Below are 25,569 nucleotides of genomic sequence, written 5' to 3' on the forward strand. Positions count from 1 at the left end.
TCATGGAAATCGGAGCGATCGGCTCGGGGGTGCAGAGTGTTTTTGGCACCATGTCCGGTGCCCCCGGCACGCGCGCCTCACGCGGCGGAGCGACCTCGCAGGAGGCCTTTGACCGTGCCGTCGAGAAAGAGCGTGAGGAGCGCGAACGCAGCGAGGCCGAGGCCGCCGCGCTACCCAAGCAGGGCATAGACTATGTGCGGGAGTATGTTCGCTCGAAGGGCGCGCCCGAGGAGCTGGAGCGCGATCGGGCCGAGGAGAGCTTTTTGGAGTATCTCCAGCGCGAGGGCGAGGACCCGAAGAAACATCTGCCGGGGCTGGCCCATGAGACCCTGGCCATGGCCGTGCAGGACCCCGAGGACGAGGGCAAGGTCCACGTCTACGCCACCAAGATCGACGCCAAGGGCAATGGGAAGATCACCCGCTCCATGAGTTTTGATTCCGGCGACGGCGAGGATCGCAGTCAGTTGACCCCTGCCCGGCGCAGAGCCATGAAGGCCTATGCCGAGGCCGCTGCGGACGAGGATGCAACGCGGGCGGAGGGCGAACGTACCACGCGGCGGGAGAAGCGGAAGTCCGTGGTCTGATATGCATCGACCGGCCGTCGATGTCTGCAAGTGTGATTTTCGCTGTCCGTGTCGCACGGCCGCATCGCTGCCGAGGGCGCTTTCGGCATTGCCTGCGGGACGTTGACGCCGTCGCGTCGCGCCGAATTTTCCCGTTTAACCAACGTCTGGTCCCACGTCGTGCATGACCGTCCGCTCGGCATGCTCACGCGGGGCTTGCCGCACGGCCTCTTCGCTGGTAGGAACTGCGTGCAACGCGCGCGCAGGGGCCGCACAATCAGCGCCATTCGATCAATCCATCCCCGCCCGCCGCGCGCAAATCCAATTCCGGAGATCATCCCATGGGACTGAGCATAGGTATCGTCGGCTTGCCTAACGTGGGCAAGTCCACCCTTTTCAATGCGTTGACCAAGGCCCAGAACGCCGAAAGCGCGAACTATCCCTTCTGCACCATCGAGCCGAACAAGGCCGTGGTTCCGGTTCCCGATCCGCGCCTCGACAAGCTCTCCGAGCTGGTGCACCCCCAGCGCGTGCTCCACGCCACCGTGGACTTCATTGACATCGCCGGTCTGGTGAAGGGTGCCAGCCGTGGCGAGGGTCTTGGCAACAAGTTTCTCGCCAACATCCGCGAGGCCGATGCCATCCTGCACGTGGTGCGCTGCTTCGAGAACGATGACGTGGTGCATGTGGACGGCTCCGTCGATCCCATTCGCGACATCGAGGTCATCGAGGCCGAGCTGGTCATGGCCGATACCCAGACCCTCGAAAATCGCCTCGACCGCATGCGCAAGCAGCTCAAGGGCGATAAGAAGCTTCAGGCCAAGGTGGACTGCTGCGCCGCGCTGCTCGAACACATGAGCGCCATCCGCCCCGCATCCAGCTTCCCCGGCCGCGACAACGACGCCTGCCGCGAACTCATGCGCGAACTCCAGCTCATCACCGACAAGAACATCATCTACTGCTGCAACGTGGACGATGACGCGCTGGTCGATGACAACGAATTCGTCACCCGCGTGCGCGAATACGCCGCGCAGTCCGGCTCCGGCGTGGTCAAGATCAACGCGCGCATGGAGGAGGAGCTTGTGGGCATGGAGGACGAGGAGTACCGCGAATTCCTTGAATCCTACGGCGTGAGCGAGAGCGGTCTCGACCTTATCATCCGCTCCGGATATGCCACCCTCGGCCTTATCAGCTACTTCACCGCCGGCGTGAAGGAAGTGCGCGCATGGACCATCCATGAGGGCGACACCGCGCCCAAGGCCGCGGGCGTCATTCATACCGATTTCGAACGCGGCTTCATCCGCGCCGAGGTCATCGGCTACGACGACTACGTGGCCAATGGCACCGAGGCCGCCTGCCGCGCCAAGGGCGTGCTGCGCGTGGAAGGCAAGGAATACGTCGTCCACGACGGCGACGTCATGCACTTCCTGTTCAACGTCTAAGGTCGCCTCCGCGCGGCTCGGAGATTCCGGATGCTCGACAATTTGACCATCGTCCTCTTCCACCCCAAGTTCCCCGAGAACGTGGGCAGTGCCGCGCGCGCCTGCGCCAATATGGGCTGTCCGAACCTCGTGGTCGTCTCCCCGAGGAACTGGGACATGGGCCGCGCCGGCGCACTGGCCACGCCCAAGGGCGAGGACATTCTGCGTTCCATGCGCGTGGTGGACGATCTGCCCACGGCGCTTGCCGGATTCCAGCACGTCTACGGCACCACCGCCCGCACTGGCGGCTGGCGCAAGGGCCTGTGGACGCCGTCGCGCGCCGCCTCGGAAATGGTCGCCCAGATGCAGGGCGCGAGCCGCGTGGCCGTCGTCTTCGGTCCCGAGGATCGCGGCCTCACCAACGAGGAGACCGAAATCTGCGGACGGCTCCTCACCATCCCCACCTCGCCAGAGGCCAGCTCGCTGAACCTCGCGCAGGCCGTGCTGGTGGTCCTCTACGAGTGCTTCAAGCACTCCGTGGAGAATCCCGAGGCCGAGGACGCACCGGCTCCCACCCCCGTGACCTCGAACCTCGCCACCCATGAGGAGATGGAACTGCTCTTCGCCAATCTCAAGGACACGCTCGCGGCCATCGACTACCTGAAGGACGAGAACACGGACTACTGGATGCTGCCCGTGCGGCGCTTCCTCCAGCGTGCGCCTTTCCGCCGCAGCGAGTTCAACATGCTTATGGGCATCTGCCGTCAGGTGAAGTGGGTCGCCGATAAGGCCTCCCGCTCGGACGGCTGAACCGCCACTCCCATGACGACGAAAGGGGCGCTCTTCTCAAAGAGTGCCCCTTTTTTGCGTCGTGCGCCCTGTGTGTGGCGTTTTCGTCATCCAGGCTAGAAGACCTCCGCCTCGAACCAGAATATCTGCGCACCTGGCTCCTGCCACGAATCCGGCGGCAGGCCCGCCTTGTGGCAGGTCTGCTTCAGGAACGTCTCGCGGTCCCAGCCCCATTCCACTGGCACCTGCGGCAGCAGCAAGCCAGAGTGGCCCCTGTGGCTGATGAGCAGTCCATGGCGGCCCACCGTCACCAACTCCGGGTTCGGGCACACAGTCAACTGGCTCAGGATTGAAATCTCGATCTCCACGCGCCCAAACTCCTCGGCCGTGAGCGGCGAAAAGCGTGGGTCGCCGAAGGCCGCCTCCTGCGCCATGGCGTGCACCGTGGTCCACAGCGGCCTGTCGCCGATGACGCGCCCGATGCAGCCGCGAAGCTGCCCGCCGAGGGTCAGCGTCACGAACGCTCCGAACGTCTCCAACAGGCGTGGCGTCGGCGGCTCCCCGGCGGGCTCGGCACGGCCCGTCTCCAGACGGCTGGCGATGGCGCGCCGCACAAGGCCCTTCAGGGCGGTCTTCTCTTCGTCCGTCAGCGTGAAACTGAACCTTTCGGGCATTGGCGGCCTCCATCCGATGCGTGATGCGTTGCGATACCCGTAGAATACGTCCCACCAACGTCGCGCGCAAGGGTGCGGTGGGCTGGGGCGCGGCGCTGGGGGGGAGTGGCTGTAGGGGCAGTGGGCGGTTGGGGCGCAGTGGGCGGGGCGTATCGTTCGTTGACGGGTGCAAGACGTAGGCTCCGCCGGCCAAGGGGCCGCTGGCCCCTTGGAGCCCCGATATGTGATAACCGTGGGGGCCTTTGGCGTGGCGTGCGGCTTTGCGCGACGAAGCCCTAGTGAGGATTGTCAAGGGGAGGGCTTGACCGAGGTCCGGGGCAGCGGGGAGTGGGATGGATGCAAGCCGTAGAGTTTTGTCGATGGATTCGAGATGAATGGAGGCGGCTTGAAATGTGGCTCATCCAGATGCCATTGGATGACAATGGCATCTGGATGACGGTGTATTTTAGGCGTGCTGGGGGGCTTCAGACATGATCTGATGCTTTCTGTAAACGTTTTCCATGTCGTTGATGCAGTAGTTGATATAAAAGATATTGAAGATGCAGGTGTAGAATCTGTTCATGGGCAAGTCGAGCTTGAGCTCATGCAGCGCGTACTCTTGGATTTGAGTCTTCATCTTGAATGCTGCGGTAATGTACAAAACGAAGTTGCCGAGACCAAGCAAGCCCGAAATTCCGATCATCAGTTCGTTTGTGGGGTCGGAGGAGAAAACTCCGCACAGGCCAGCACAAACAGCGATCCAGATAATGAGCAGATCGTTAACGCCGGTGATTTTTGTAATCTTGTTGATGATAGGAGCTTTTCTGTAAAGCCACATGATAGGGAAAATGCCGCCAGTGGCAGCGGCGAGAAGAACAAGGTTCCATGTTTTTGTGGCGACTTCATTTTTCAGTGTGTGAATTTCAGCCATTTTCATCCTCCCTTAATGTTGGTAAAAATATGTGTACCGTTATACGCGCCGCCAATGTGGATAATGTTCCTATATATAGAAGTCAATAAGCTGTTGCTATTTTCGCAGATACGGATAGTGGCTTTGGATGTCTGATTTGTAAAAATAGCATCCACCTATAACGAAAGCGATATCGGCGTTGGGCTTTAATGAATCAAGCATTGGTTGTGTACAGTTCGACGGCATAAGGCAAGAAAGATTAGTATATGATTGGGGTAGGTGGGGGATGTTTGAGAGTATATGCCTTATGAGGCGTTTATGTGAATATTACACTATTCTCAGTTCAGCTATTAATCCGAGTTTTAAGGAGTTTCTTGCGCATCAATATATGGTTTTGACTTTGCAGTAGGTGTATACTGTGCCGTATGGATTTGAAATGAGCGGTCACGAGCTCAAATGTAGATTTGTAGAGGGATATGTTCGGCGTGCCGGGTGTGACGGCATGCGAAAACGGCCCGGTTCGTCGTGTGACGAATCGGGCCGTTTTTCGCAGGTCGTTATGAGACGGGCCTAGTGGATAACGAGGCCGGGGTTCAGGCCTTCGGAGGTGATGTTGATATTGATGGACGAGGTGAGGATGTCGCGCAGCCAGCCGGATTTCTTTTCGGGGGCCTCGACGAGGGGGACCTTTTCGGTGATCTCGCAGAGCTTCTTGAGTTCTTCGATGGCCTCTTCCATACCGCCGAGCGTGTCCACGAGGCCGAGTTCCAGCGCCTGACGCCCGGTGAGGGCGCGGCCGTCGGCTATGGCGCGTACGGCGTCGATGTCCATTTCGCGGCCTTTGGCCACGGCCTCGACGAACTGTTCGTGCATGTCGTTGACGATGCCCATGAGGTACTCGCGTTCCTTCTGGGTCATGGGACGGAAGGGCGATCCGGCACCCTTGAGGGCGCCGCTGGTGAGGCTTTGACGCTTCACGCCGATCTTATCCATGAGTTCCTGGAGGTTAGAGAGTTCCATGATGACGCCGATGGACCCGGTGAGTGTGGACGGGTTGGCGACGATGAGGTCGGCCGGGGCGGCGGCGTAGTAGCCACCGGAGGCGGCGACGGTGCTCATGGACACGACCACGGGCTTTGCCTGTGCGAGGCGCTCCACGGCGCGTGCGATCTCCTGCGAGGGCGCGACAGCGCCGCCGGGGGAATTGATGCGCAACAGCACGCCGCGGATGGATTCGTCCTCACGCAGGGTCCGAATCCAGTCCGTGGTTTCCTCGGAGTCGGTAATCATCCCTTCGATGCGGACGAGGCCGAGGCGGGTATCGGAGGAGAACCCGTCGTCGGAGAAGCCGATGCGAAAAGCGGCCGTGACCCCCGCAAAGAGGATCACGGCCGCGACGATCAGCGTAAGTCCGAAGATGAAGGGATGCTTCTGAGAGAAGCTACTTCCTTTCTGCATCCTCGATTTCAGCCCTCAGCAGATCACCAAGGTTGGTGCCTGCGGCTTCGCCGGTAGAGGCGCGGAACTCCTTGGGAGCCTTGCGATCCTCTTCGACCTTCAGCTGCTTGATGGACAGGCCGAGGCGACGCTCGTCAGCGGAGACGTGGATGACCTTGGCCTGGATGGACACGCCTTCCTTGAACAGCTCGGAGGGAGACTTGACCTTCTTGCGGCTGATTTCGGACACGTGGACGAGACCCTCGATGCCTTCCTCGACCTCGACGAAGAGACCGAAGTCGGTGATGTTGGTCACCACGCCCTCGACAATGGTGCCGATGGGGTAGCGATCGGGGACCATGAGCCACGGATCCTCGGTGAGCTGCTTGACGCCGAGGGTAAACTTCTCGGCTTCCTTGTCGACGGTCAGGACCTTGGCCTGAACGGTGTCGCCGACCTTGTACAGCTCGTTGGGGTGACGGATCTTCTTGGTCCAGGAGATGTCGGACACGTGAATCAGGCCGTCGATGCCGTCCTCGATGCCGATGAACATACCGAACTCGGTGATGTTCTTGATGGTGCCCTCAAGGATGGTGCCCTCGGGGTACTTCTCGGCCACGAGATCCCAAGGATTGGGGCTGACCTGCTTCATGCCAAGAGAGATGCGCTTCTTGTCGGGATCGACACCCAGGATGACCACTTCGACTTCGTCGCCGGTGTGGACCATCTGGGAGGGGTGGCGCAGCTTGCGGGTCCAAGACATCTCGGAGATGTGCACCAGGCCCTCGACGCCCTCTTCCAGCTCCACGAACGCGCCGTAGTCCACCAGATTGGTGATGCGGCCGCTGAAACGCTTGCCTTCGGGGTACTTGGCGTCGATGCTCTCCCACGGATCGGGAACGAGCTGCTTCATGCCAAGGGAAACCTTGTGGTTGTCCTTGTCGAAGTTGAGGACCTTCAGCTCAAGCTCGTCACCAAGGGAGACCATCTCCTTGGGATGCTTGATGCGGCGCCAGGACATATCGGTGATATGCAGCAGACCGTCGAGACCGCCGAGGTCCACGAACACGCCGTACTCGGTGATGTTCTTGACCTTGCCCTTGACCACCTGACCCTCGTCCAGGGTGCCAAGAAGCTCCTGGCGCTTGGACTCGCGCTCCTCCTCGAGGAGAACACGGCGGGACACGATGACGTTCGAGCGGCGGCGATTGATCTTGAGAATGCGGAAATCGTATTCCTGATCCACCAGCGCGTCCATGTCGGGCACGGGGCGCAGATCGACGTGGGAGCCGGGGAGGAAGGCTTCGATGCCACCGAGGTCGACCGTGTAACCGCCCTTGATGCGGCGCACGATGCGGCCCTTGATGGTGTTGTCCTTCTCCTGGATCTCTTCGATGGAATCGAAGAGCTGCATGCGCTTGGCCTTCTCCCGGGAGAGGATGATGGTGCCTTCGGACTCGTTCTTGCGAACAACGTAGACGTCCACCTTGTCGCCCACGGAGACGGTGACTTTGCCGTCAGCGCTGAGGAACTCGGAAACCGGGATCTGTCCCTCGGACTTGAAGTTCACGTCAACGAGGACATGCTCCTCGCCAACCTTGACAACTTCGCCGGGGACGATGCTGCCCTCATCCAGATCGCCGGAATTGGCGCTGGGAAGGTAGTTTTCCAGAGCATCCTCAAAGCTGACTTCGTCGGCAGACAGGATGTTTTCCATTTCTTCGGTCGTTGCTACCATGTGTTACCTCCAACAACAATAATCCGGGCTACGTATCAGACCCACGTCCGCCTTGCAAGCCAAATATTTTTGCGGCTTCGGCGTTCTCCGCTCGTGGGCGGTTTGCCCATGCCGGAGGAAAGGTCCGTGTCGGATCGTCGTCTTGAATGTATAGGTGATCCATCGCAGTGCGTCCACACGGCAATGCTGTTTCATGCAAAAATGCGTGTCCGTCGCTTTGTCCGCTGCCGAAACAGGATTGATTTGCCGCGTGCGCGTGTGCTGATGTTTTTGGAAAAATCGTGTGAACCCCGCCGTGCAGGCGTTTTCCGTCGGACGTCGTGCGCGGGGTTCCCCGCAGGACTCGTCAGGCCAGCGCCACCAGATCGTAGTCCTGCGCTTCCTCGATGTTGGCGCGGACCATGGCGCCCGGTGCCACTCCGGGGCCGGAGACGTAGGTCACGCCGTCCACCTCGGGGGCCTGGAACCATGTGCGCCCCACATGCAGGCCGGGCCACTCCGGATGCACCGCATCCACCAGCACGTCCTGCACGGTGCCCGCGTGCTCGGCGAGTAGTTCCGCGCTGATCTCGCGCTGCACTTCCATGAGCCGGGCGCGCCGCTCCTCGATGACCTCGGCGGGCACCTTGTCCGCAAGCTCGTGGGCGCGGGTGCCTTCCTCGTCGCAGAAGCCGAACACGCCCAGATGCGTGAAGCGGGCCTCGCGCACGAAATCGACCAGCGCGTCGAAGTGCGCGTCCGTCTCTCCGGGGTAGCCGACGATGATCGAGGTGCGAAGCGCCGCCTCCGGGAAGCGCGAGCGAACGCGCTCCAGCGCGATGCGCGGGTCGCGCGCGAAGGGGCGGCCCATGCTCTTCAGAATGTCCGGATGGGCGTGCTGGAGCGGGATGTCGAAATAGGGGACAAGCGGCGATCCGGCCTGGCGCATGAAGTCCAGAAGTCCGTCGGTGAGGCCGCCGGGATAGAGATACATCGGGCGCAGCCAGCGCAGGCCGTCGATGGGGAGCAGGCGTTCGAGCAGCGGCACCAGTCCGTCCTTCTCGCCCCGGTCCATGCCGTAGGCCGTGAGGTCCTGCGCCACGAGGACCAGCTCGGGCACGCCTGCGGCCACCAGTTCGCGGGCCTCGCGTTCGATGACGTCCAGCGGGCGGCTGACCAGCCTGCCGCGCAGATTGGGGATGGTGCAGAAGGAACAGGCGTGGTTGCAGCCCTCGCTGACCTTCAGGTAGGCGAAGCTCGGCCCGGTGGAAAGCGCGCGCTCGAAGGGCTCTGGGATGTGCGGCTCGCGACCCAGCGCCTCGGCGATGGCCTCGGGCCAGCGGTCCGCTTCGAGGGTCTTGAGCCAGAGGTCAACCTCGGGAATCTCCGGAATCAGTTCGTCGCGGTAACGGCTGACGAGGCAGCCGGTCACGGCGAGGACCGGACGCGGTTCGAGATCGGCGATTTCCTCGGCAAGCCCGATGATGGTCTCGACGGATTCCTGCACTGCGGGCGCGATGAAGCCGCAGGTGTTGACGAGGACCACGTCGGCCTCCTCGGGCGAGTCCACGGGGATGAAGGCCGGCTCGAAGCAGGCAAGCATGCGCTCGGTATCGACCCTGTTCTTGGGGCAGCCGAGGCTGACGGAATAGATGCGTACGGGATTCATGGATGACCTCTTGGTGGGATGGGCGGCGCTGCGGCATGCGAGCGTCTCCGCCGGGGGTCGTTACCCTACTTGAAGTTGGCTTACAAGCCGGGTACAAGCAGAGGATGATCCCCGTCCCGACCCATCCGGCCTGCAACATGCCGAAAAGGCGCGGCATCGAATAGGAAGACGCAATGAGAACCTGCTTTTCCCGGGATGACGGAATCGGATACCACATCGCCCTCGCTGGCACGGGCGAGCCGTTCGCGCTGCTCGTCGATCTGCTCGCCCGTGAGACGGCGGGCGGCGGAGAGGGGCGTGTGGCCTTGGCGGCCGTGCTTTCGCGTGATGTCGCCGATGGCCTGCGCATCCGTCTGGACGAACTTGGCGTGGCGATCTTTCCCGATGCCGTGGAGATGTTCCGGGCCTGCCCGCAGGTGAACCTCGTCTTCGACCTGTGCTCCGAGGTCGAGGCCGAAGGCGACATGCTGGCTGGAGTTCCTGTGGACGTGCCGGTGCTTGGGCGTCCGTCGGCGTCGCTACTGTGGGAGCTTCTAAGCGGCGTCGTCCCCGTCACCGGACGCACGGTGCGCCGCTCCCACGCCCGCGAGATGCTTATGACCATCATCAACGGCGTGGAAGAGGACATTTTGCTCCTCGATGCGCAGGGGCGCATTGTGGACATGAACGCGCAGGTCTGCGAGCGGCATGCGCGGTCCAAGGACGAGCTTGTTGGGCATCACTGCCTCGAACTGGAGGGTGACGGCTTCTGCCGCCGCGACGAGGGCGAGTGCCCCTTCAGCCAGACACTGCGCACCGGGCGCAAGGCCGAGGCCCTGCACACCAGCGTGGACGGGGATGGGCGGGTCTTCTATCACCGCATCTACACCTATCCGGTCTTCTCGCCCAAGGGGCGGCTGACCCACGTGGTGGAGATGCGCCGTGACATCACGGACCGCACGCACACCGAGCAGCAACTCCAGCAGGCCCAGAAGATGGCTGCCATCGGAGAGCTTTCGACCTACGTCGCCCACGAGATACGAAATCCCCTCTTCGCCATCGGCGGCTTTGCCAACTCGCTTCTGCGCTCACCGGGGCTGACCGAGAGCGAGCGCGAGAAGGTGGGCATTATCCTCAAGGAGTCGCGGCGGCTGGAGACCATCCTCCGGAGCATGCTCAATTTCGCCCGTCCCACGGATGGACGCTCCGCGGCGGTGGAGGTCAATGCCGTGGTCGAGGAGACGGTGCAGCTCATGCGCTCCGGCTGCGAGCACCACGGGGTGCGTGTCGAGATGAACCTCGATCTTGGCGTGGCCCGCGCGCGTGGCGTGCCGGAACTTATCAAGCAGTGCCTCATCAACATGGTCAAGAATTCCATGGAGGCCATGGAGGGCGGTGGGACCGTGCGCCTTGCCACGGGCATGACTGGGCGCTGGGTGGAGATCGTTGTCGCCGACGACGGTCCCGGCATCCCGGAAAACATCCAGAACCAGATTTTCAATCCGTTCTTCAGCACCAAGGACAAAGGGTCCGGCCTTGGGCTGGCCATGAGCCGGAAGATCGTGGACGACCTTGGCGGTCGGCTCACCCTTGAAAGTCGTCCCGGGCAGGGGACAACGGTCACCATGCATCTCGTGCCGGTGGCGGCCGTGGATGCGTCCGAACTGGACGAGCGGCCCGACCCGGAGTAAGGAAGGACGGTCGCGACCGTGTGCGCGATGACCGTTTGACACGAGCACCGGACAGTCCCAAGGAGGGCGCTTTGGCCGCAGTCGTTTTGGCAACCCGCAACAAGGGCAAGATTGCCGAACTTTCGCAGATGCTCGAGGGCTTCGAACTCGAAGTTCTCGGTTTGGACGCATTTCCCGAGATCGGCGAGATCGAGGAGACCGGAACCACCTTCGAGGAAAACGCCCGCATCAAGGCGCAGGCCGTGGCGCAGGCCACCGGGCTGGTGGCCGTGGCCGACGATTCCGGCCTCGAAGTGGACGCCATCGGCGGCGCGCCCGGTGTCTATTCCGCCCGCTACAGCGGCGAGGGTGCCACCGACGCCCGCAACAACGCCAAGCTTCTGGGCGCGCTCGATGGCGTTCCTGCCGAGCGCCGCACCGCGCGCTTCCGCTGTGTGATGCTCGCCTGCGCCCCCGGCGGCGAGGAACTCGTGGCCGACGGCGCGTGGGAAGGCCACATCGCCGAGGCACCCCGTGGCGACAATGGTTTCGGCTACGATCCGCTCTTCGTGGACCTCGAATCCGGCCGCCATTCCGCGGAACTCACCCGTGAGGAAAAGAACGCCCGCAGCCACCGGGGCAAGGCCCTGCGCAGGCTGCTTGCCGACTGGCCCGCATTCTGGACCAGGGTGGGCCGCTAGGCGCAGGTTCCGGCGGTTCATTTCATCCGTCGTACTCTATTGATAATACCGTGGAGCCGAACGTCCCTTCGGCCACCATCATAAGACGCGAACAAGGATATTTCGAAATGTGTGGAATCATCGGATACGCGGGGCACAGACCGGCGGTGCCCGTCCTCGTCGAGGGTCTCAGGCGGCTTGAGTATCGTGGGTACGACTCCGCGGGTGTCGCCTTTATCGAGAACAGGGAAATGCACATCCTGCGTGCCGAGGGCAAGCTCTCCTCGCTGGAGAACAAGATCGCCGGGAGCAGCCACCACATGGCCACCACTGGCATCGGCCATACCCGCTGGGCCACCCACGGCGTGCCCGTGGAGCGCAACGCCCATCCCCATCGCGACAACTCCGGCCGTCTCGCCCTCATCCACAACGGCATCATCGAGAACTATCAGGAGCAGAAGAGTTGGCTGGCCGGTCTCGGCTACACCTTCTCCTCCGAGACCGACACCGAGGTGCTGGTCAACCTCGTGGCCGAGGGGCGCAAGCATACGCAGACGCTGATGGAGGCGCTCTCGTGGGCGCTGGCCCGCGTGGAGGGCGCATACGCCGTGGCCCTGCTCAGCATCGACGAGCCGAACACCATCTACGCCGCCCGCCAGTCCAGCCCGCTGGTCTTCGGCCGTGGCGTGGGCGAGAATTTCGTGGCGTCCGACATCCCGGCCTTCCTGCCCTACACCCGCGAGGTTGTGTTCCTTGAGGACGGCGAGATGGTGAAGCTCGATCCTTCGGGCTGGCAGGTCTTCGACGCCAAGACCCTCGCGCCCATTGAGAAGGAACTCAACCACATCACGTGGGACGTTCAGGCCGCGCAGAAGGGCGGCTACAAGCATTTCATGCTCAAGGAAATCTTCGAGCAACCCCGCGTGGTGGCCGACTGCATCGCCGGACGCGCCGACGCCGTTCACGGCGTGCGTCTGCCCGAGCTTGACGGCCTCGCCGCGCCAAAGCGTCTGCACATCGTGGCCTGCGGCACGTCCTATCATGCAGGTCTGTGGGGCATGGGACTCATCGAGTCGTGGGCGCGCATCCCCGTGCGCGTGGAGATCGCCTCGGAGTTCCGCTATCGCGACCTCATTCTCGACAAGGACGACGTGGTGCTCGCCATCAGCCAGTCCGGCGAGACGGCAGACACCCTTGCAGGCATGCGCCGCGCCCGCGAGATGGGCGCGACGGTCATCGGCTTGTGCAACGTGGTCGGCTCCACGGTCTCCCGCGAGGCGGACCACGTCATCTACACGCAGGCCGGTCCCGAGATCAGCGTGGCCTCCACCAAGGCCATGTGCAGCCAGTTGACGCTGCTTCTGCTTTTGGCCCTGCACTGGGGCCGTCAGAAGGGCACCCTGCCCGCAGACGCGCAGGCCAGCGCCGTGCGTGGACTGGTGGGGCTGCCCAGCGTGCTGGAGGCCGAGCTGCCGCGCATGCGCGAGGTGGCCCAGAGCCTCTCCCGCAAGTATTCTTCCGCGCGCAGCTTCATGTACCTCGGACGCGGGGTGCAGTTCCCGCTGGCCCTCGAAGGCGCGCTCAAGCTCAAGGAGATCAGCTACATTCATGCCGAGGGCTACGCCAGTGGCGAGATGAAGCATGGTCCCATCGCGCTCATCGATCCCGAGTTCCCGACTTTCGCCCTCGCCCTGCATGACGACCTCTTTCCCAAGGTGAAGTCCAACCTCGAAGAGGTGCAGGCCCGCGACGGCCGCATCGTGGCCATCACCCATCCCGGACTGGAACTGCCCGTGGACGACGCGTGGGTCATCCCCGAGGTGTGGGGACCGCTCAACTCGTTCCTCGTGCTGCCCTGCCTTCAGCTCTTCGCCTACGAGGTTGCCGACTATCTGGGCAAGGACGTGGACCAGCCGCGAAATCTCGCCAAGTCCGTCACCGTGGAGTAGGGGCTTTTCCCTTAGTGATTTGGAGGCGGTCCGCAGTCGGAAGCGACGGCGGGCCGCCTTTTGCGTTTCCGGGGCACGGCGCGTCGGGCGATGTCCCGTCCTTTCGGTCGCTTGCACCGGGGCTTTTCATCATCTGCCAATGCCGCTATGTTCCGCGCCATGACGCCCACCCCCCTCGACGCCATTTCCACTCGCGACGTGGCCTGCTCTGGCTTCTGCGCCCACTGTGGCCGCGAGCACGCCTTGCCCGTGGGCGACGCCCTTGTCGCCGCGCGCGAGCTGGCGCGTGTGTTGGACGTGTCCGGGCGCATGGACTTCGACATGGACGAGGCGCATGCCGATCCGCGTTTGGCCCTCTCGCATCTGTGGGGCGAGGCGCGTGGGCAGATGTTCGGGGTCATGGTTTGTGAGGACGCCGAGGGCCGCCGCCATGTGCTGCGCGCCTTTTCTGGCCAGTACAACGGCCTGTGGCGCGTGGATGGCTGGGTGCCGCCCGTGCTCGATGTGGATGCCTTCCATCGCATCGGCGATCCCGTCGAGCGGGCCATCAAGGCCTTGGGCCGCGAAATGGCCGCTCTTCCCACCTCGGACCCGCGCCGCGCCGAGTTGTCTCGCAGGCGCAAGGCCATGTCGCAGCACCTTATGCGCGACTTTCATGATCTCTACCGCTTGCGCAATTTCCATGGCGACGAGCGTCCCATGGCCGAGGTCTTTCTCGGCGGTGGCGGCATGCCCACCGGCGTTGGCGACTGCTGCGCGCCGAAGCTCCTCAATCACGCCGTGCGCCACGGGCTGCGGCCCCTTGGGCTGGTGGAATTCTACTGGGGGCGCGAGAACCGCTCCGGAACCCGGACGCACGGGCTGTGCTATCCCGCCTGCGACGGGAAGTGCCGCCCCATCCTCGGATTCATGCTCTGCGGGCTGGACGCCGCGCAGGGCGAAGGACTTTCATGAACGCATCGCTGGAACTCCCCATCCTCTACGCCGACGCCAAGATCGTGGTCGTGGACAAGCCGAGCGGCCTGTTGTCCGTGCCCGGGCGCGGTCCCGAGAATCAGGACTGCGTGGTCACGCGCATTCAGGCCATGTTTCCCGAGTGTCGCAAGTACCCCTCGGTCCATCGGCTGGACATGGATACCTCCGGGCTGCTCGTCCTCGCCCTGACCGCCCGCGCCAACAGCGACCTTTTCGAGCAGTTTCGCCAGCGGCAGGTCTCCAAGCGCTACTTCGCTCTGCTTGATGGCGTCCTCGACGATGACTGCGGCGTCATCGACCTGCCCATCCGTCTCGATATCTTCGATCGCCCGCGCCAGATCTACGACCCCGTGCATGGCAAGGCCAGCGTCACCGATTGGCGCAGGCTCGGCGAGGTGCGGGGGCGCACCCTTGTGGAATTCACCCCGCACACCGGACGCACGCACCAGCTTCGCGTTCACTCCTCCCATTCCTTCGGCCTTGGCAGACCCATCGTCGGCGACAGGCTTTACGGCACCGGCACCGGTCCCGGACAGCTTCGCCTGCACGCCTGCCACCTGCGCTTTGCCCATCCTAAGACCGGCGAGACCATGGAATTCAACACCCGTCCGTCCGCAGCCTGGGGCGACGACGTGCTTGCGTTGTGCCCGCCGTGCGATGGCGCTGTGGCTGGCCGTATCGTTCGTTGACGGGGGCAAGGCGTTAGGTCCGCTGGATGCCACGGCCCACGTAGCCGTGCTGCGCTGTGGCCCACCGTATCGTTCTCGGCCACATGCAAGCCGTAGGCTCCGCCGGCCAAGGGGCCGCTGGCCCCTTGGAACCCCGACATGCGATGGACGTGGGTGCCCTTGGCGAGCCGTGCGGCTTTGAGCGACGAAGCCCTAGTGAGGATTGTCAAGGAAATCATTTCCTTGACTGGGGTCCGGGGCAAAGCCCCGGCCGCCGGAGGCCTCGCTTGCGCGTAGCGGCGCGTCGTCCGACGAAGTTATGGCGCATACGAAAAAGCGCCCTCCCGCGTAGTGCGGGAGGGCGCTTTCATATTTCGTCGCTTGCTGGCGATGCGGTTCAGGAGCCGCGGGATTCGCCTTCTTCCTGGAGGCTCTTGCACTCCACGCAGAGGGTGGTGACGGGGCGGGCGCGCAGGCGGGCCGTGGATATCGGCTCGCCGCATTCCTCGCAGATGCCGTAGGTGTCTTCCTCGATGCGCTGGAGCGCCTCGTGGATCTTACGGATCATCTTGTGTTCACGATCCCTCAATCGGCAGGCCATGGAACGCAGGGTCTCGGACGAGGCCCAGTCCGTGGAGTCGGCAAGCTTGTCGCCTTCGGCGGAAAGTTCGGCAATGGTGGCCTTGCCGTTATTGCTGATGCCATCAAGCATGAGCGTGAGCGTACGGCGGAAGTATTCCTTTTCTTCGTGCGTCATGTACTGCCCTCCGGGCCTGTGGCCCGCTAAAAAAAGCTACCAGTCCTCTTCCTCTTCCCATTCGTCGATTTCCGGTGCGTCGATGACGTCGAAGCGCTGGACGGTGATGAAGTGCTGGCCTTCGCGTTTGGAAACGGTGCCGGTTGCCTTGACATACTCGTCCACATACTCGAGCAGCTGACACCCCTTGCCGGAGTTCTCGACGACATATTCCTTCGAGTCGTCGGCGACGATGGAAACGGCGACGACCTCTTCGTCCTCGTTCCAGTTGCTGGGGTCCACAAAGCCCTCAATGGTCATCTGCTGCATGCGCGCCTTTGGCATGTCTCACTCCAGTGGGCCGGGTTCGGCGGCCGGCCGGTTGATGTGGTGTTCAGGCCGCTTCCCGCATGGGGGCGGTGGCGGCGGAAACGCTTGCGGGGGCGTGGGCCATCCACCCGCCGAAAAACTTGAGGACCATCTCCACGCTGAAGGCCATTGCGGCCGTCACGGCAAGTGATCTGGCTGCTGGCGCTGGCCCGAGCATGATTGCTCCCGCGGAGAACAGAGCAAAGTCGAAGCCGAGATATATCCGACCGATGGGGATGCCGAACCAGCGGTTCAGGCAGCGTCCCACGATGTCCATGCCCCCCTGCGATCCGCGTGAGAGCAGGGCCAGTCCGGTTCCTACGCCCATCACCAGCCCCGTTGCAAGCGCGCCGATGGTGGCGTTCGAAAAATCCATCCGCGTAGGGATGGCGTCGATGAGGATGCCTAGGCAGAACATCCCGTACAGGCTGTACAGGAGGAACCGTCGTCCAAGCACCCGCCATGCCACGAGAAAGAACGGCGCGTTTAGCGCGAGGAGCCAGCGTCCGGGCGAGAGCCAGCCTGTGGCCTCGTGCAGCAGGAGACCCGCTCCGGAAAACCCTCCGAAAATGAGTCCCTGCGGGATTGCCATGGCCTTGCAGGCGAAGGCCGTCACGGTCGCTCCGGCCGTGAGCAAAGCCATGTCGCGAACGATGGCCGGAAATGCGTTTTTGCCTATGTTGCGTGCGGTTGTAAACATATTGTGTGCGTTTCTTTTGCGGGAACGTGAAATTCGGCTCATGCCGGGGCGAGCCGGGGTGGAACCCGTAAGCAACCGCTGGGCCAAAGATGTTTTACTTATGATTGCGGGATGTTGCCCTGACAGTGTGGCTTTAGATGGAACTTCCTGTTCCGCTTTTGGGGCGCGGTGGGGTGCGAAAGTGGGCGTTTGGCGCATGAGGACGACGGAAAAAGTCCCGCGAGAGAGGGCGGTTTCTGATGTTGGCAATGCGGGGCGGAATTGCGCGGTCCGTCATGGCGGATTAGGAACCCGGAGTTCCCGTTTGCGTGTGCAGTGGGGCGGGGACCAGCGTTTGCTCCGGGCCGAAAGGGGGCAGGGGGATGTCCGGTGGCGCGGGCGGCAGGGCCTGTGTGGCGCGGTGTCGCCAGCGGTCGATGGGGCGGTCCACCAGCGCGTACAGGCCCAGCGTAGCGACGGCGGTGCCGAGGACCAGCGCAGCGGAGGAAAGCTCACACGGGGCGGCCTCCCACAGGGCGATGCAGAGGAAATGCACGAGGTACAGGGGATAGGACAGGTCTCCGAGCAGGCGGTCGGTGCGGCTGTCACGCGTGAGGGCAAAGATGAAGGGCGTGGCGGAGGCGACAAGGACGGCCAGCGCCGGGAAGCGCCACGGCGCAGGAGCGACGCCGTGCAGCAGCATGCCCGCGATGGTGAAGGGCAGGAGCCATGCGCCGACGCGACACGCCCATGGGCGGTCCTTGATGAGCGTGTAGGCGTGATGGGCCAGCGCCCCGGCCATGAACAGCGGCAGGTGCGCGGGCATGAAGCGGTAGGCGAAGGCGTCCGCCGCCGGACCGAGCGCGTAGAGGGAGAGGCGAAGGGCGAGTCCCGCCGCGAGGATGGCAGAGCAGCGGCGCACCCCGCCGCGCACGAGGAAGGGGGCGGCGAGGTAGAAGAGCATTTCCACGGATAGGGACCACGCCTGCGGCACGAGACTGAAGGTGTAGGCCTTCACGGCCGCGGGGTCGCCTGCGGCGAAGTGGAAGTGCCCCAGCGCGTCAACGCCGGTGACGAAGAGGAGGTCCTGTCCGATGACGAAGAGGGAGGACAGGGCGAGGGCGAGGCGCTCGGGCAGGGGCCAGTCGCCGACGGAGGCGAGGTAGTCCGCGTCCATGAAGGGGTGCGCGTCGAAGAGCGCGAGGGCGACGAGCGACAGGAGACAGGTGACGAGATAGGCGGGCATGAGCCGCAGGAAGCGGTTGGCGTAGAACACGCCGAGCGGCCGCGTGGCATAGCGGCCGTTGAGGATGAGGGCCATGTAGAAGCCCGAGAGGATGAAGAAGCACTGCACGGCCGAGCTTCCCTTGAGGAAGTCGTAACCGGCGATGCCGGAGTGGTGTTCGAAGACGGACAGGGCCAGAAGCAGTCGGAGAAGACCCATGCGACCTCCGTGCGGCGGACGAGTGTGTTGCGCACGGAAAGCAATCTTCGGGCCATGTAGCCTTGTTTAATGATGACGGTGTGTTGCGAAAAGTATGGGAATGGGATGGGAACTTTGGATTCCGCTTGTGCGCAGGCTCCGAGCTATTTGAATTCTTCCTTGTGGATGCCGTAGCGGGTGAGGAGCTTTCGCAACTGGCGGGTGCTGATGCCTGCGGCCTCGGCCGTGCGGTTGATGCGTCCGCGATGCAGGGCGAGGAGTTCCTTCAGGTAGTGGCGTTCCGCGTTTTCCTTGGCGCGCTCGCGGAATTCGGCCAGCGGCAGCGAGAGGTCGAGGGGCATGCTGGCCGCCGGAGTGGCGTTGGCCGCAAGCTCCGAGGGGAAGCTCTCGGGCGTGAGCATGCGCGAGGTTTCGAGGATGAATGCGCGCTCGATGAGGTTTTCCAGCTCGCGCACATTGCCCGGCCAGGCATAGGCGGCGAAGGCGTTGAGCACGGAGGGATGGATGCCGCGCACGTCCTTGATGTGCATGTGGTTGAGCTTTTCGAGGAAGAACTCGGCGAGCATGGGGATGTCCTCTCGGCGGTCCCGCAGGGGCGGGATGTTCACCGGGAACACGTTCAGGCGGTAGAAGAGGTCCTTGCGGAACCCGCCCTTCTCGCACAGCTCTTCGAGGTCGATGTTGGTGGCGGCGATGATGCGGGCGTCCATGGGGATGTCCACATCGCCGCCCACGCGCTGGAAGACCCTGTCCTGCAGGACCTGTAGTAGCTTGATCTGCGCGGAGGGCGTGATGGTGCCGACCTCGTCGAGGAAGATGGTGCCCCCGGCGGCGATTTCGAAGCGGCCGAGCTTGCGCTTCACCGCGCTGGTGAAGGCGCCCTTCTCGTGGCCGAAGAGTTCGCTTTCGATGAGCGTGTCGGGGATCGCGCCGCAGTGGACGCTGACGAAGGGCCCCTGCCTGCGGTTGCTGAGCGCATGGATGAGGCGGGCGATGACGCCCTTGCCTGTGCCGGTCTCGCCGGTGAGGAGCACCGTGGAGATGGTGGGGGCCACCAGCCGGACCTTCTCGAAGGCCTCGCGCATGGCGGGCGTTCGCGTGCCCACCATCTGCGTGTGCGCGCCAACGCCAACCTGCGCGCGGAAATAGTCCACCTCTGTTTGCAGCTTCAGCGCCTCGTAGAGGCTCTCCACCACATATTTGGCCTCCACGCGGTCCACCGGGTAGGTGAGGTAGTTGTCGGCCCCGGCTTTCACGGCGCGCACGGCCTCGCGGATGCGGTCCGGCGTGACGAGGATGACCACTTCGAGGTGCGTGTTTTTCTCCCACAGGCGCGAGAGGGCGGCGGCGAAGCCGTTGCCGTCCGGTCCGGGCAGGGACAGGAAGTCGATGTCCACGAACAGGGTGTCGTAGGCCTTCCTGTCCAACGCGTGCAGCATGGAGTCCCGGTCTCTGGCTGTGTCCAGATCCGGTGCGGAATCGAAGCACTCCGAGACGGTAGCCGGAGTCTTGCGGTCGTTGGTAGCCACAAGGATGCGCTTCATGGTCATCTCCATGGGGTGAAGGGAACTGCTGCGGACTGTACGTGCGCCCTTGGAACCTTGCAACCGGAATCTTTGTGTGGGGCGGCTTCTCGGGCTGTTCGGAACCTTTTGTTCCCCCTCCCGCAATGGGGAACGCGTGGTTCCGAATCCTCAAAAATGGCCGCCGGGCGTGCATCCCCGGGTGGAGGGTGGTAGGGTGGTGCCGAGTATCGGCGTTTGTCCGTGCGGTGGGGGTGTCATGATGGCGGACCTCCGTGTTCCGCTTTTTGCGGGCGTAGAAAAATAAAGTCATGTATCCCCGGTGGTTTGCATGTTGGCCCGAGCCTTGCTTTCCCTCCGGCACCACGACGGCGCATGGCCGCCGCGGAAGCGCACGAACAGTTTTTCCGGAGGAATGAGACATGCGGCGATCGGATGCGCCCAAATCGCTGGAAGTCACGGGTATCGTCCTGCCCAGCGACTGGGACCACGCAGGCCGCCTCGTGGAGGTGGTCCTCTACGGCTCGGACGAGTCGGAGTTCGTTCTCAAGGGACCTCGCGTGAAGGATGAGCTTTTCAAGCTCTGCCACTACCGGCTGCGGGTGACCGGAGACCCGGTGGAGGACAAGGGACGCAAGGCCCTCGAAGTGCTGCATTTCGAGATCCTGGGCAACGAAACAGACTGTGGCTACGAAACGAATTTCGATCTTGGCGGAGGCTTTCCGCTGTCCTGGTAGGGACGGTGGCCCCTCCCGAACGGGAAACCGAGGAGCAAGTATGAGGATGACGTTGGGACGAACCGGACGGCTGGTCATGAGCCTTGCGGCATTCGTCGTGCTGGCCCTTGGCGCTACCGTTGCGCAGGCCGAAGAGGTTTTCAGGGGTATTGTCTTCGAGGCGGAGACCGGTCTCGTGCTCGGCACGGATGACGACATGGTCTTCGTCCTGGAGGGACGCGACATGAGCCGCTACGTCGACGCGTATGTGTTGGTCGGCGGCAATGTGCGTGTCGAGGAGGACGGAACGCAGGTGCTCGACGTCACGCGTGTGGAGTTCGAGCCGGAAACCCCCGTCCAGAACGACGATGCCCCGTATTTTGACGAATTGCAGCCTCCCGCGGTGGAGGCGAATCCCCAGTAACCGTTGCCCTTGCCCCGGGCGGTCGCCGGAAAGGAACCGGTTGGGCCGTCCGAGTGGGAACAGAGAGAAATGAAAACGATCATCGAGCAAGAAGATCAGCCTCCCTTGCGAGAGGCGGGAATGGCCAGAGTGAGCGACGCGCGCGGCACCATCGAATCCGATGCCAGAGCTGCGCGGCGCAAGGCCATGGTCAAGGTCGAGGTCCCGGTCATCAACAAGACCGCACGGGCCTTCCGTGACGCACATTTCCCCGGCGTTGACGACGCCACGTGGAACGATTGGCGCTGGCAGGTGCGCAACAGGCTTTCCACCGTCGAGGACTTCCGCCGTATGCTCGGCGTGAACGCCCTTGAGGCCGAAGCCATTGCCATGCAGGGCCTGCGTCTTCCCGTGGCCGTTACGCCGTACTACGCGAGCCTGCTCACCGGGCTCGACTGCTCCGAAGCGCTTCGGCGCTGTGTCATTCCCGCGGCTGCCGAGCTTGATCGCAGCTACGGCGAATGCGGCGATCCGCTGGCCGAGGACCACGATAGCCCCGTTCCGGGCATCGTGCATCGCTATCCGGACCGCGTGCTTTTCATCGCCACCGACATCTGTTCCACCTACTGCCGCTACTGCACGCGCTCGCGCCTTGTGGGCCGTAAGGAAACCCGCGCCCTGCGCACCCGCGTGTGGGACCAGGCCATCGACTACGTGCGTCGCACCCCGCAGGTGCGCGACGTTCTCGTTTCCGGCGGCGATCCGTTCCTGTTGCCCGACAGCGCGCTCGAATACATCCTCTCGCGCCTGCGTGCCATTCCGCATGTGGAGATGCTGCGCCTGGGCACCAAGACGCCCATGGTCCTGCCTCAGCGCATCACTCCGGCGCTGGTGCGCATGCTCAAGCGTTACCACCCGCTGTTCGTGAGCATTCACTGCACGCACCCCGGTGAGCTGACGCCCGAGGCCGGTCAGGCCTGCGCGCGTCTGGCCGATGCGGGCATCCCGCTGGGCAGCCAGACCGTGCTGCTCTCCGGCGTGAACGACAACACCGAGACCATGCTCGCGCTTATGCGCGGCCTGCTGAAGAACCGCGTGCGTCCCTATTACCTGTACCAGTGCGATCAGGTGGAGGGCACCGCCCACTTCCGCACGCCGCTCTCGCGCGGCATCGAGATCATGCGCGGGCTTCGCGGCTTCACCTCCGGATACGCCATCCCGCACTTCGTGGTGGACCTGCCTGGTGGCGGCGGCAAGACCCCTGTGCTTCCCGAGTACTTCCAGGGACGCGACGGGGACGAGCTCATTTTCAAGAACTATGAGGGCCGCGAGTTCCGTACCCTCGATCCCCTGCCGTCCGCCGATACCGACGCGGACCGGCGCTAGGAGTATGGCGTGAGGATTGGTATCACCTACGATCTGCGCAGCGACTACCTCGCTCGCGGATACTCCAAGGCCGAGACGGCCGAGTTCGACAGCCCCGTGACCATCGACGGCATCGCAGGGGCGCTGACCCGCGCGGGCCACGAGGTGGAACGCGTGGGCGGTCTGGACGCGCTTATCGAGGCGCTGGCCGCCGGACGTAGCTGGGATCTCGTCTTCAACATCGCCGAGGGCATGCACGGATACGGCCGCGAGGCCGTGATTCCGGCGCTGCTTGAGGCGCGTGGCATTGCGTGTACCTTCTCGGACCCGCTGGCGCTGGCCGTGTGCCTGCACAAGCCCACTACCAAGCGCGTGGTGCGCGACGCGGGCGTGCCCACGCCGGAGTTCGCGGTCATCGCCACCATGGCGGACCTCGATGGCTTCGCGTTGCCGTTCCCGGTTTTCGCCAAACCCGTTGCCGAAGGCACGAGCAAGGGCGTGACCGGCTCCTCCCTCGTGCATGACGCCGCGCAGTTGGCAGAGGTGTGCGAACGGCTTCTGGCAGCGCATTCCCAGCCCGTGCTGGTGGAGCGCTACCTGCCCGGTCGCGAGTTCACCGTGGGCATCGTCGGCTCCGGCGCCAAGGCGAAGAGCATTGGCGTCATGGAAGTGCTGGTGGGCGGCAAGGGCGGCAGCGATGCCGTGTACTGCTACGACACCAAGCAGGAATATCTGGACCGCGTGACCTACCACCTCGCAACGGATGCGCAGGCGCAGGCCGCCGCCGAACTGGCCGTGGACGCGTGGCGCGCCCTCGACTGCCGCGACGCGGGCCGCGTGGATGTGCGTCTGGACGAGAACGGACAGCCGCGCTTCATCGAGGCCAACCCGCTGCCGGGCCTGCACCCCATCGACTCGGACCTGCCGATCATCTGCAGGCTCGGGGGCATCGAGTATGACACGCTCATCCGGGCCATCGTGGCCGGGGCGTGCGAGCGCTGCGGCCTCGACGGCGAGGCGCGGACCGGTCGCATTCCCGCGGCCGGAGAGGTCCAGTGATCGTCGCGGTCCTCTACAATCGTCCGCTGCCGGGCTGTGGTGCCGAGGAACTCGACACCATGGTCCAGGTGCGGGCCGTTTCGGAAACCCTGAGGGAGCTGGGGCATGGTGTCTACACCGTGCCCTTTTCCCTTGATCTGCCCGACGCCGCGGCGACGCTTCGCGCCCTGCGGCCGGACATCGTGTTCAATCTCGCCGAGGGTGCGGACGGCAAGGGGAGATTCATCCACTTCGCCCCGGCGCTGCTCGAAGACCTTGGTCTGCCGTTCACGGGTGCGGACAGTACGGCCATGGCCGTCAGTTCCAACAAGCTCATGGCCAAGGCGCACATGCGTTCCGCCGGGCTGCCCACGCCGCCGTGGCGGACCCTGCCCCAGTTGGATTCCGGCGAGCGCGAGGCGCGCGGCACCTTCATCATCAAGTCCGTGTGGGAGCATGCCTCCATCGGCCTTGAGGGCGATTGCGTCGTGGAGGTGCGAAGCGCCGCCGCGCTGATGGACGCCATGCTCCGTTTGCGCGGGCGCATGGGCGGGGAGTGCTTCGCCGAGCGCTTTCTCGATGGGCACGAATACTGCGTGGCCATGCTCGATTCCCCGAACGGGCCGCAGGCCCTGCCGCCGGCGCGCATGCGCTTCGGCGGCGGGACGGGCAGCGAGCGGGTCATCGGCTACCGTGCGAAGTGGGACGAAGAGGCGCCGGAATACGACCTCGTGCGCCGGGACTTCGATTCCTGCGCGGCGGACGCGGCCCTGTGTCGCGATCTGACGAGCACGGCCCTTGCGTGCTGGAAGGCCTTTGGCCTGTCCGGCTACGCGCGGGTGGATTTCCGTACCGGCGCGCACGGCGAGGTCAACATCATAGACATCAACGCAAACCCCTGCCTGTCTCCGGATGCGGGATTCGCCGCGGCCCTCGAACGGGCCGGGATTCCCTACGCCGATGCGGTGCGCAGGATTCTCGAAGCCGCTCTGGTTTGGCACGACGCGGGGCGATCGGTACGTAGGAAATGAAGAAAGGACTGGATTTCGAATTCCGCCGCACGGTGTGTGAAGCGGACGTGGAGACCGTGACGTCCATCGTGACGTCCAGCGGATTCTTCACCGAGGAAGAAATAGAGATTGCCGCGTCGCTGGTGCGGGAGCGGCTTGAATTCGGTCCCTCGACCGGGTATGAGTTTCTCTTCGCGGACGCAGGGGGACAAACCCTCGGATACGCCTGCTACGGGCCGACGGATGACGATCCCACGCTGTACGATCTGTACTGGATCGCCATGCAGGATCGACTGCGCGGCTACGGCGTGGGTACGCGGATTCTGCTTGCCGTGGAGGAGCTGGTGCGTCATGGAGGCGGTACGGTGCTTCGCATCGAGACGTCGTCCCAGCCGCTTTACACGCCCACCCGTGCCTTCTACGAGGGGCACGGATACACGCTGATCGATGTGACGGAAGACTTCTACGCGCCGGGAGACGCCCGGTGCACCTATACGCGAAACGTTTGGGAACCCGTGGGGGGCAGCGCCCCCAGCGGCGCAGAGGTGATCAATGGATAGACATGTCGACGGAAACGGATTGGTGCAGCTGGTGACCTTCCATCTCGGCCGCGAACGCTACGGCGTCGAGGTCGTGCGCGTGCGCGAGATTGTGCGCATGCAGTCCATCACAGCTGTACCCCGCTCCCCGAAGCATGTGCTTGGCGTCACCAATCTGCGCGGCAGCCTCGTCTCTGTCATGGACCTGCGCATGCGCCTCGGCCTTGAACGCATTCCCTACGGTCCCAAGACCCGTATCCTCATCGTGGAGGCCGGGGTGCAGCCCGTGGGGCTGGTGGTCGATTCCGTGGCCGACGTCATGCGTCTGCCGCGCGAGGCCATGGGCGAGACCTCGGGCCTGCTTTCCGGCTCCGAGGCGCGCTGCGTGCGTAGCGTGGCCGAGATAGGCGACGGCTCCCTGCTTCTCGAACTGGATCTCGACGACCTTTTGGGCGGCGAGCAGGATGAGGGGCAGGTGTCGTGCGTGGCCGAGACCTCGGACACGGCCAGTTCCATCGGCCAGTCCGGCGGAGCAGGCCGCCGCGCCGCCTGACGCGTTTCGCTTGCGACACATTCTCCCGCTGCCTTGGGCGCGGGATGCCGATCGGCCCGGACACGCCACGCGCGTCCGGGCCGATGTCGTTTTGTCGAGCGTTGTGGCGTAGGG

The 25,569-nt window shown here is 63.9% G+C and carries 25 protein-coding genes; 15 read left to right on the forward strand and 10 right to left on the reverse strand.

All coding sequences use genetic code 11. The annotated features are described in order from the left end of the window. The first annotated feature begins 2 nt into the window (after positions 1 to 2). From GGQ74_RS09700 to GGQ74_RS09710, 3 genes are all read left to right on the forward strand, one after another. Positions 3 to 584 (forward strand): hypothetical protein, encoded by a 582-nt coding sequence (locus GGQ74_RS09700; protein ID WP_167941359.1) that lies wholly within the window; start codon positions 3 to 5, stop codon positions 582 to 584. Positions 585 to 904: 320 nt separating this feature from the next. After that, complete coding sequence (gene ychF / locus GGQ74_RS09705) at positions 905 to 2,005, forward strand: redox-regulated ATPase YchF (RefSeq protein ID WP_167941360.1); 1,101 nt, start codon at positions 905 to 907, stop codon at positions 2,003 to 2,005. 30 nt (positions 2,006 to 2,035) lie between these two features. Continuing rightward, entirely contained in the window at positions 2,036 to 2,794 is a 759-nt protein-coding gene (locus GGQ74_RS09710) for an RNA methyltransferase (protein WP_167941361.1), read from the forward strand. 95 nt (positions 2,795 to 2,889) lie between these two features. Here the strand turns inward: GGQ74_RS09710 and amrA are convergent, their stop codons facing one another. The 5 genes from amrA to rimO all read right to left on the reverse strand — a co-directional run bounded on the left by amrA (position 2,890) and on the right by rimO (position 9,159). Next, a complete protein-coding gene (gene amrA, locus GGQ74_RS09715) occupies positions 2,890 to 3,447 on the reverse strand; it encodes an AmmeMemoRadiSam system protein A (protein ID WP_167941362.1) in 558 nt (185 codons plus the stop codon). Positions 3,448 to 3,892: 445 nt separating this feature from the next. Further along, positions 3,893 to 4,357, reverse strand: coding sequence for a hypothetical protein (locus GGQ74_RS09720; RefSeq protein WP_167941363.1), 465 nt, complete (start codon positions 4,355 to 4,357; stop codon positions 3,893 to 3,895). Positions 4,358 to 4,906: 549 nt separating this feature from the next. Then, entirely contained in the window at positions 4,907 to 5,794 is an 888-nt protein-coding gene (gene sppA, locus GGQ74_RS09725; RefSeq protein WP_167941364.1) for a signal peptide peptidase SppA, read from the reverse strand. After that, entirely contained in the window at positions 5,778 to 7,511 is a 1,734-nt protein-coding gene (locus tag GGQ74_RS09730; protein WP_167941365.1) for a 30S ribosomal protein S1, read from the reverse strand. Before GGQ74_RS09730 ends, sppA begins: the two co-directional genes overlap by 17 nt. 346 nt (positions 7,512 to 7,857) lie before the next feature. Then, entirely contained in the window at positions 7,858 to 9,159 is a 1,302-nt protein-coding gene (gene rimO / locus GGQ74_RS09735; protein WP_167941366.1) for a 30S ribosomal protein S12 methylthiotransferase RimO, read from the reverse strand. Positions 9,160 to 9,332: 173 nt separating this feature from the next. Between rimO and GGQ74_RS09740 the strand changes: the two genes are divergently transcribed. From GGQ74_RS09740 to GGQ74_RS09760, 5 genes are all read left to right on the forward strand, one after another. Continuing rightward, positions 9,333 to 10,829, forward strand: coding sequence for a two-component system sensor histidine kinase NtrB (locus tag GGQ74_RS09740; protein WP_167941367.1), 1,497 nt, complete (start codon positions 9,333 to 9,335; stop codon positions 10,827 to 10,829). Positions 10,830 to 10,900: 71 nt separating this feature from the next. Next, complete coding sequence (locus tag GGQ74_RS09745) at positions 10,901 to 11,509, forward strand: XTP/dITP diphosphatase (RefSeq protein WP_167941368.1); 609 nt, start codon at positions 10,901 to 10,903, stop codon at positions 11,507 to 11,509. A gap of 107 nt (positions 11,510 to 11,616) precedes the next feature. Next, entirely contained in the window at positions 11,617 to 13,437 is a 1,821-nt protein-coding gene (gene glmS / locus GGQ74_RS09750) for a glutamine--fructose-6-phosphate transaminase (isomerizing) (RefSeq protein WP_167941369.1), read from the forward strand. Positions 13,438 to 13,596: 159 nt separating this feature from the next. After that, positions 13,597 to 14,391: a hypothetical protein gene (locus GGQ74_RS09755; protein ID WP_167941370.1), complete on the forward strand. Its 795-nt coding sequence runs from the start codon at positions 13,597 to 13,599 to the stop codon at positions 14,389 to 14,391. After that, on the forward strand, positions 14,388 to 15,101 hold the full coding sequence (locus GGQ74_RS09760; RefSeq protein ID WP_167941371.1) for an RluA family pseudouridine synthase: 714 nt from the start codon (positions 14,388 to 14,390) through the stop codon (positions 15,099 to 15,101). The genes GGQ74_RS09755 and GGQ74_RS09760 overlap by 4 nt, the downstream gene beginning before the upstream one ends. Positions 15,102 to 15,477: 376 nt before the next feature. On the opposite strand, the gene dksA is transcribed toward GGQ74_RS09760, so the two are convergent. The 5 genes from dksA to GGQ74_RS09785 form a co-directional block, all read right to left on the reverse strand. Next, the gene (gene dksA, locus GGQ74_RS09765) at positions 15,478 to 15,837 is read right to left on the reverse strand and encodes an RNA polymerase-binding protein DksA (protein WP_167941372.1); all 360 of its coding nucleotides are present in this window, start codon (positions 15,835 to 15,837) and stop codon (positions 15,478 to 15,480) included. Between the two features lie 36 nt (positions 15,838 to 15,873). Beyond that, positions 15,874 to 16,161 carry a hypothetical protein gene (locus GGQ74_RS09770; protein WP_167941373.1) on the reverse strand — a complete coding sequence of 96 codons (288 nt, stop codon included), beginning with the start codon at positions 16,159 to 16,161 and terminating at the stop codon, positions 15,874 to 15,876. 49 nt (positions 16,162 to 16,210) lie between these two features. Continuing rightward, complete coding sequence (locus tag GGQ74_RS09775; RefSeq protein ID WP_167941374.1) at positions 16,211 to 16,885, reverse strand: YitT family protein; 675 nt, start codon at positions 16,883 to 16,885, stop codon at positions 16,211 to 16,213. Positions 16,886 to 17,168: 283 nt separating this feature from the next. After that, a complete protein-coding gene (locus GGQ74_RS09780) occupies positions 17,169 to 18,308 on the reverse strand; it encodes an acyltransferase family protein (protein ID WP_167941375.1) in 1,140 nt (379 codons plus the stop codon). Positions 18,309 to 18,451: 143 nt separating this feature from the next. After that, positions 18,452 to 19,852 carry a sigma-54-dependent transcriptional regulator gene (locus GGQ74_RS09785; RefSeq protein WP_167941376.1) on the reverse strand — a complete coding sequence of 467 codons (1,401 nt, stop codon included), beginning with the start codon at positions 19,850 to 19,852 and terminating at the stop codon, positions 18,452 to 18,454. 401 nt (positions 19,853 to 20,253) lie between these two features. Here GGQ74_RS09785 and GGQ74_RS09790 point away from each other — a divergent pair, with 401 nt between their 5' ends. The 7 genes from GGQ74_RS09790 (at position 20,254) to GGQ74_RS09820 (ending at position 25,455) form a co-directional block, all read left to right on the forward strand. Next, entirely contained in the window at positions 20,254 to 20,568 is a 315-nt protein-coding gene (locus tag GGQ74_RS09790) for a hypothetical protein (protein ID WP_167941377.1), read from the forward strand. A gap of 40 nt (positions 20,569 to 20,608) precedes the next feature. After that, positions 20,609 to 20,971 carry a DUF5818 domain-containing protein gene (locus GGQ74_RS09795; protein ID WP_167941378.1) on the forward strand — a complete coding sequence of 121 codons (363 nt, stop codon included), beginning with the start codon at positions 20,609 to 20,611 and terminating at the stop codon, positions 20,969 to 20,971. A gap of 120 nt (positions 20,972 to 21,091) precedes the next feature. Continuing rightward, entirely contained in the window at positions 21,092 to 22,336 is a 1,245-nt protein-coding gene (locus GGQ74_RS09800; protein WP_209280145.1) for a KamA family radical SAM protein, read from the forward strand. Positions 22,337 to 22,345: 9 nt separating this feature from the next. Beyond that, positions 22,346 to 23,374, forward strand: coding sequence for a D-alanine--D-alanine ligase family protein (locus tag GGQ74_RS09805; RefSeq protein ID WP_167941380.1), 1,029 nt, complete (start codon positions 22,346 to 22,348; stop codon positions 23,372 to 23,374). Then, the gene (locus tag GGQ74_RS09810; RefSeq protein ID WP_167941381.1) at positions 23,371 to 24,384 is read left to right on the forward strand and encodes a D-alanine--D-alanine ligase family protein; all 1,014 of its coding nucleotides are present in this window, start codon (positions 23,371 to 23,373) and stop codon (positions 24,382 to 24,384) included. The genes GGQ74_RS09805 and GGQ74_RS09810 overlap by 4 nt, the downstream gene beginning before the upstream one ends. Continuing rightward, on the forward strand, positions 24,381 to 24,923 hold the full coding sequence (locus GGQ74_RS09815) for a GNAT family N-acetyltransferase (RefSeq protein WP_167941382.1): 543 nt from the start codon (positions 24,381 to 24,383) through the stop codon (positions 24,921 to 24,923). The genes GGQ74_RS09810 and GGQ74_RS09815 overlap by 4 nt, the downstream gene beginning before the upstream one ends. Further along, a complete protein-coding gene (locus GGQ74_RS09820; protein ID WP_167941383.1) occupies positions 24,916 to 25,455 on the forward strand; it encodes a chemotaxis protein CheW in 540 nt (179 codons plus the stop codon). Before GGQ74_RS09815 ends, GGQ74_RS09820 begins: the two co-directional genes overlap by 8 nt. Positions 25,456 to 25,569: the final 114 nt, after the last annotated feature.

The organism is Desulfobaculum xiamenense (genome assembly GCF_011927665.1).
Lineage (GTDB): Bacteria > Desulfobacterota > Desulfovibrionia > Desulfovibrionales > Desulfovibrionaceae > Desulfobaculum > Desulfobaculum xiamenense.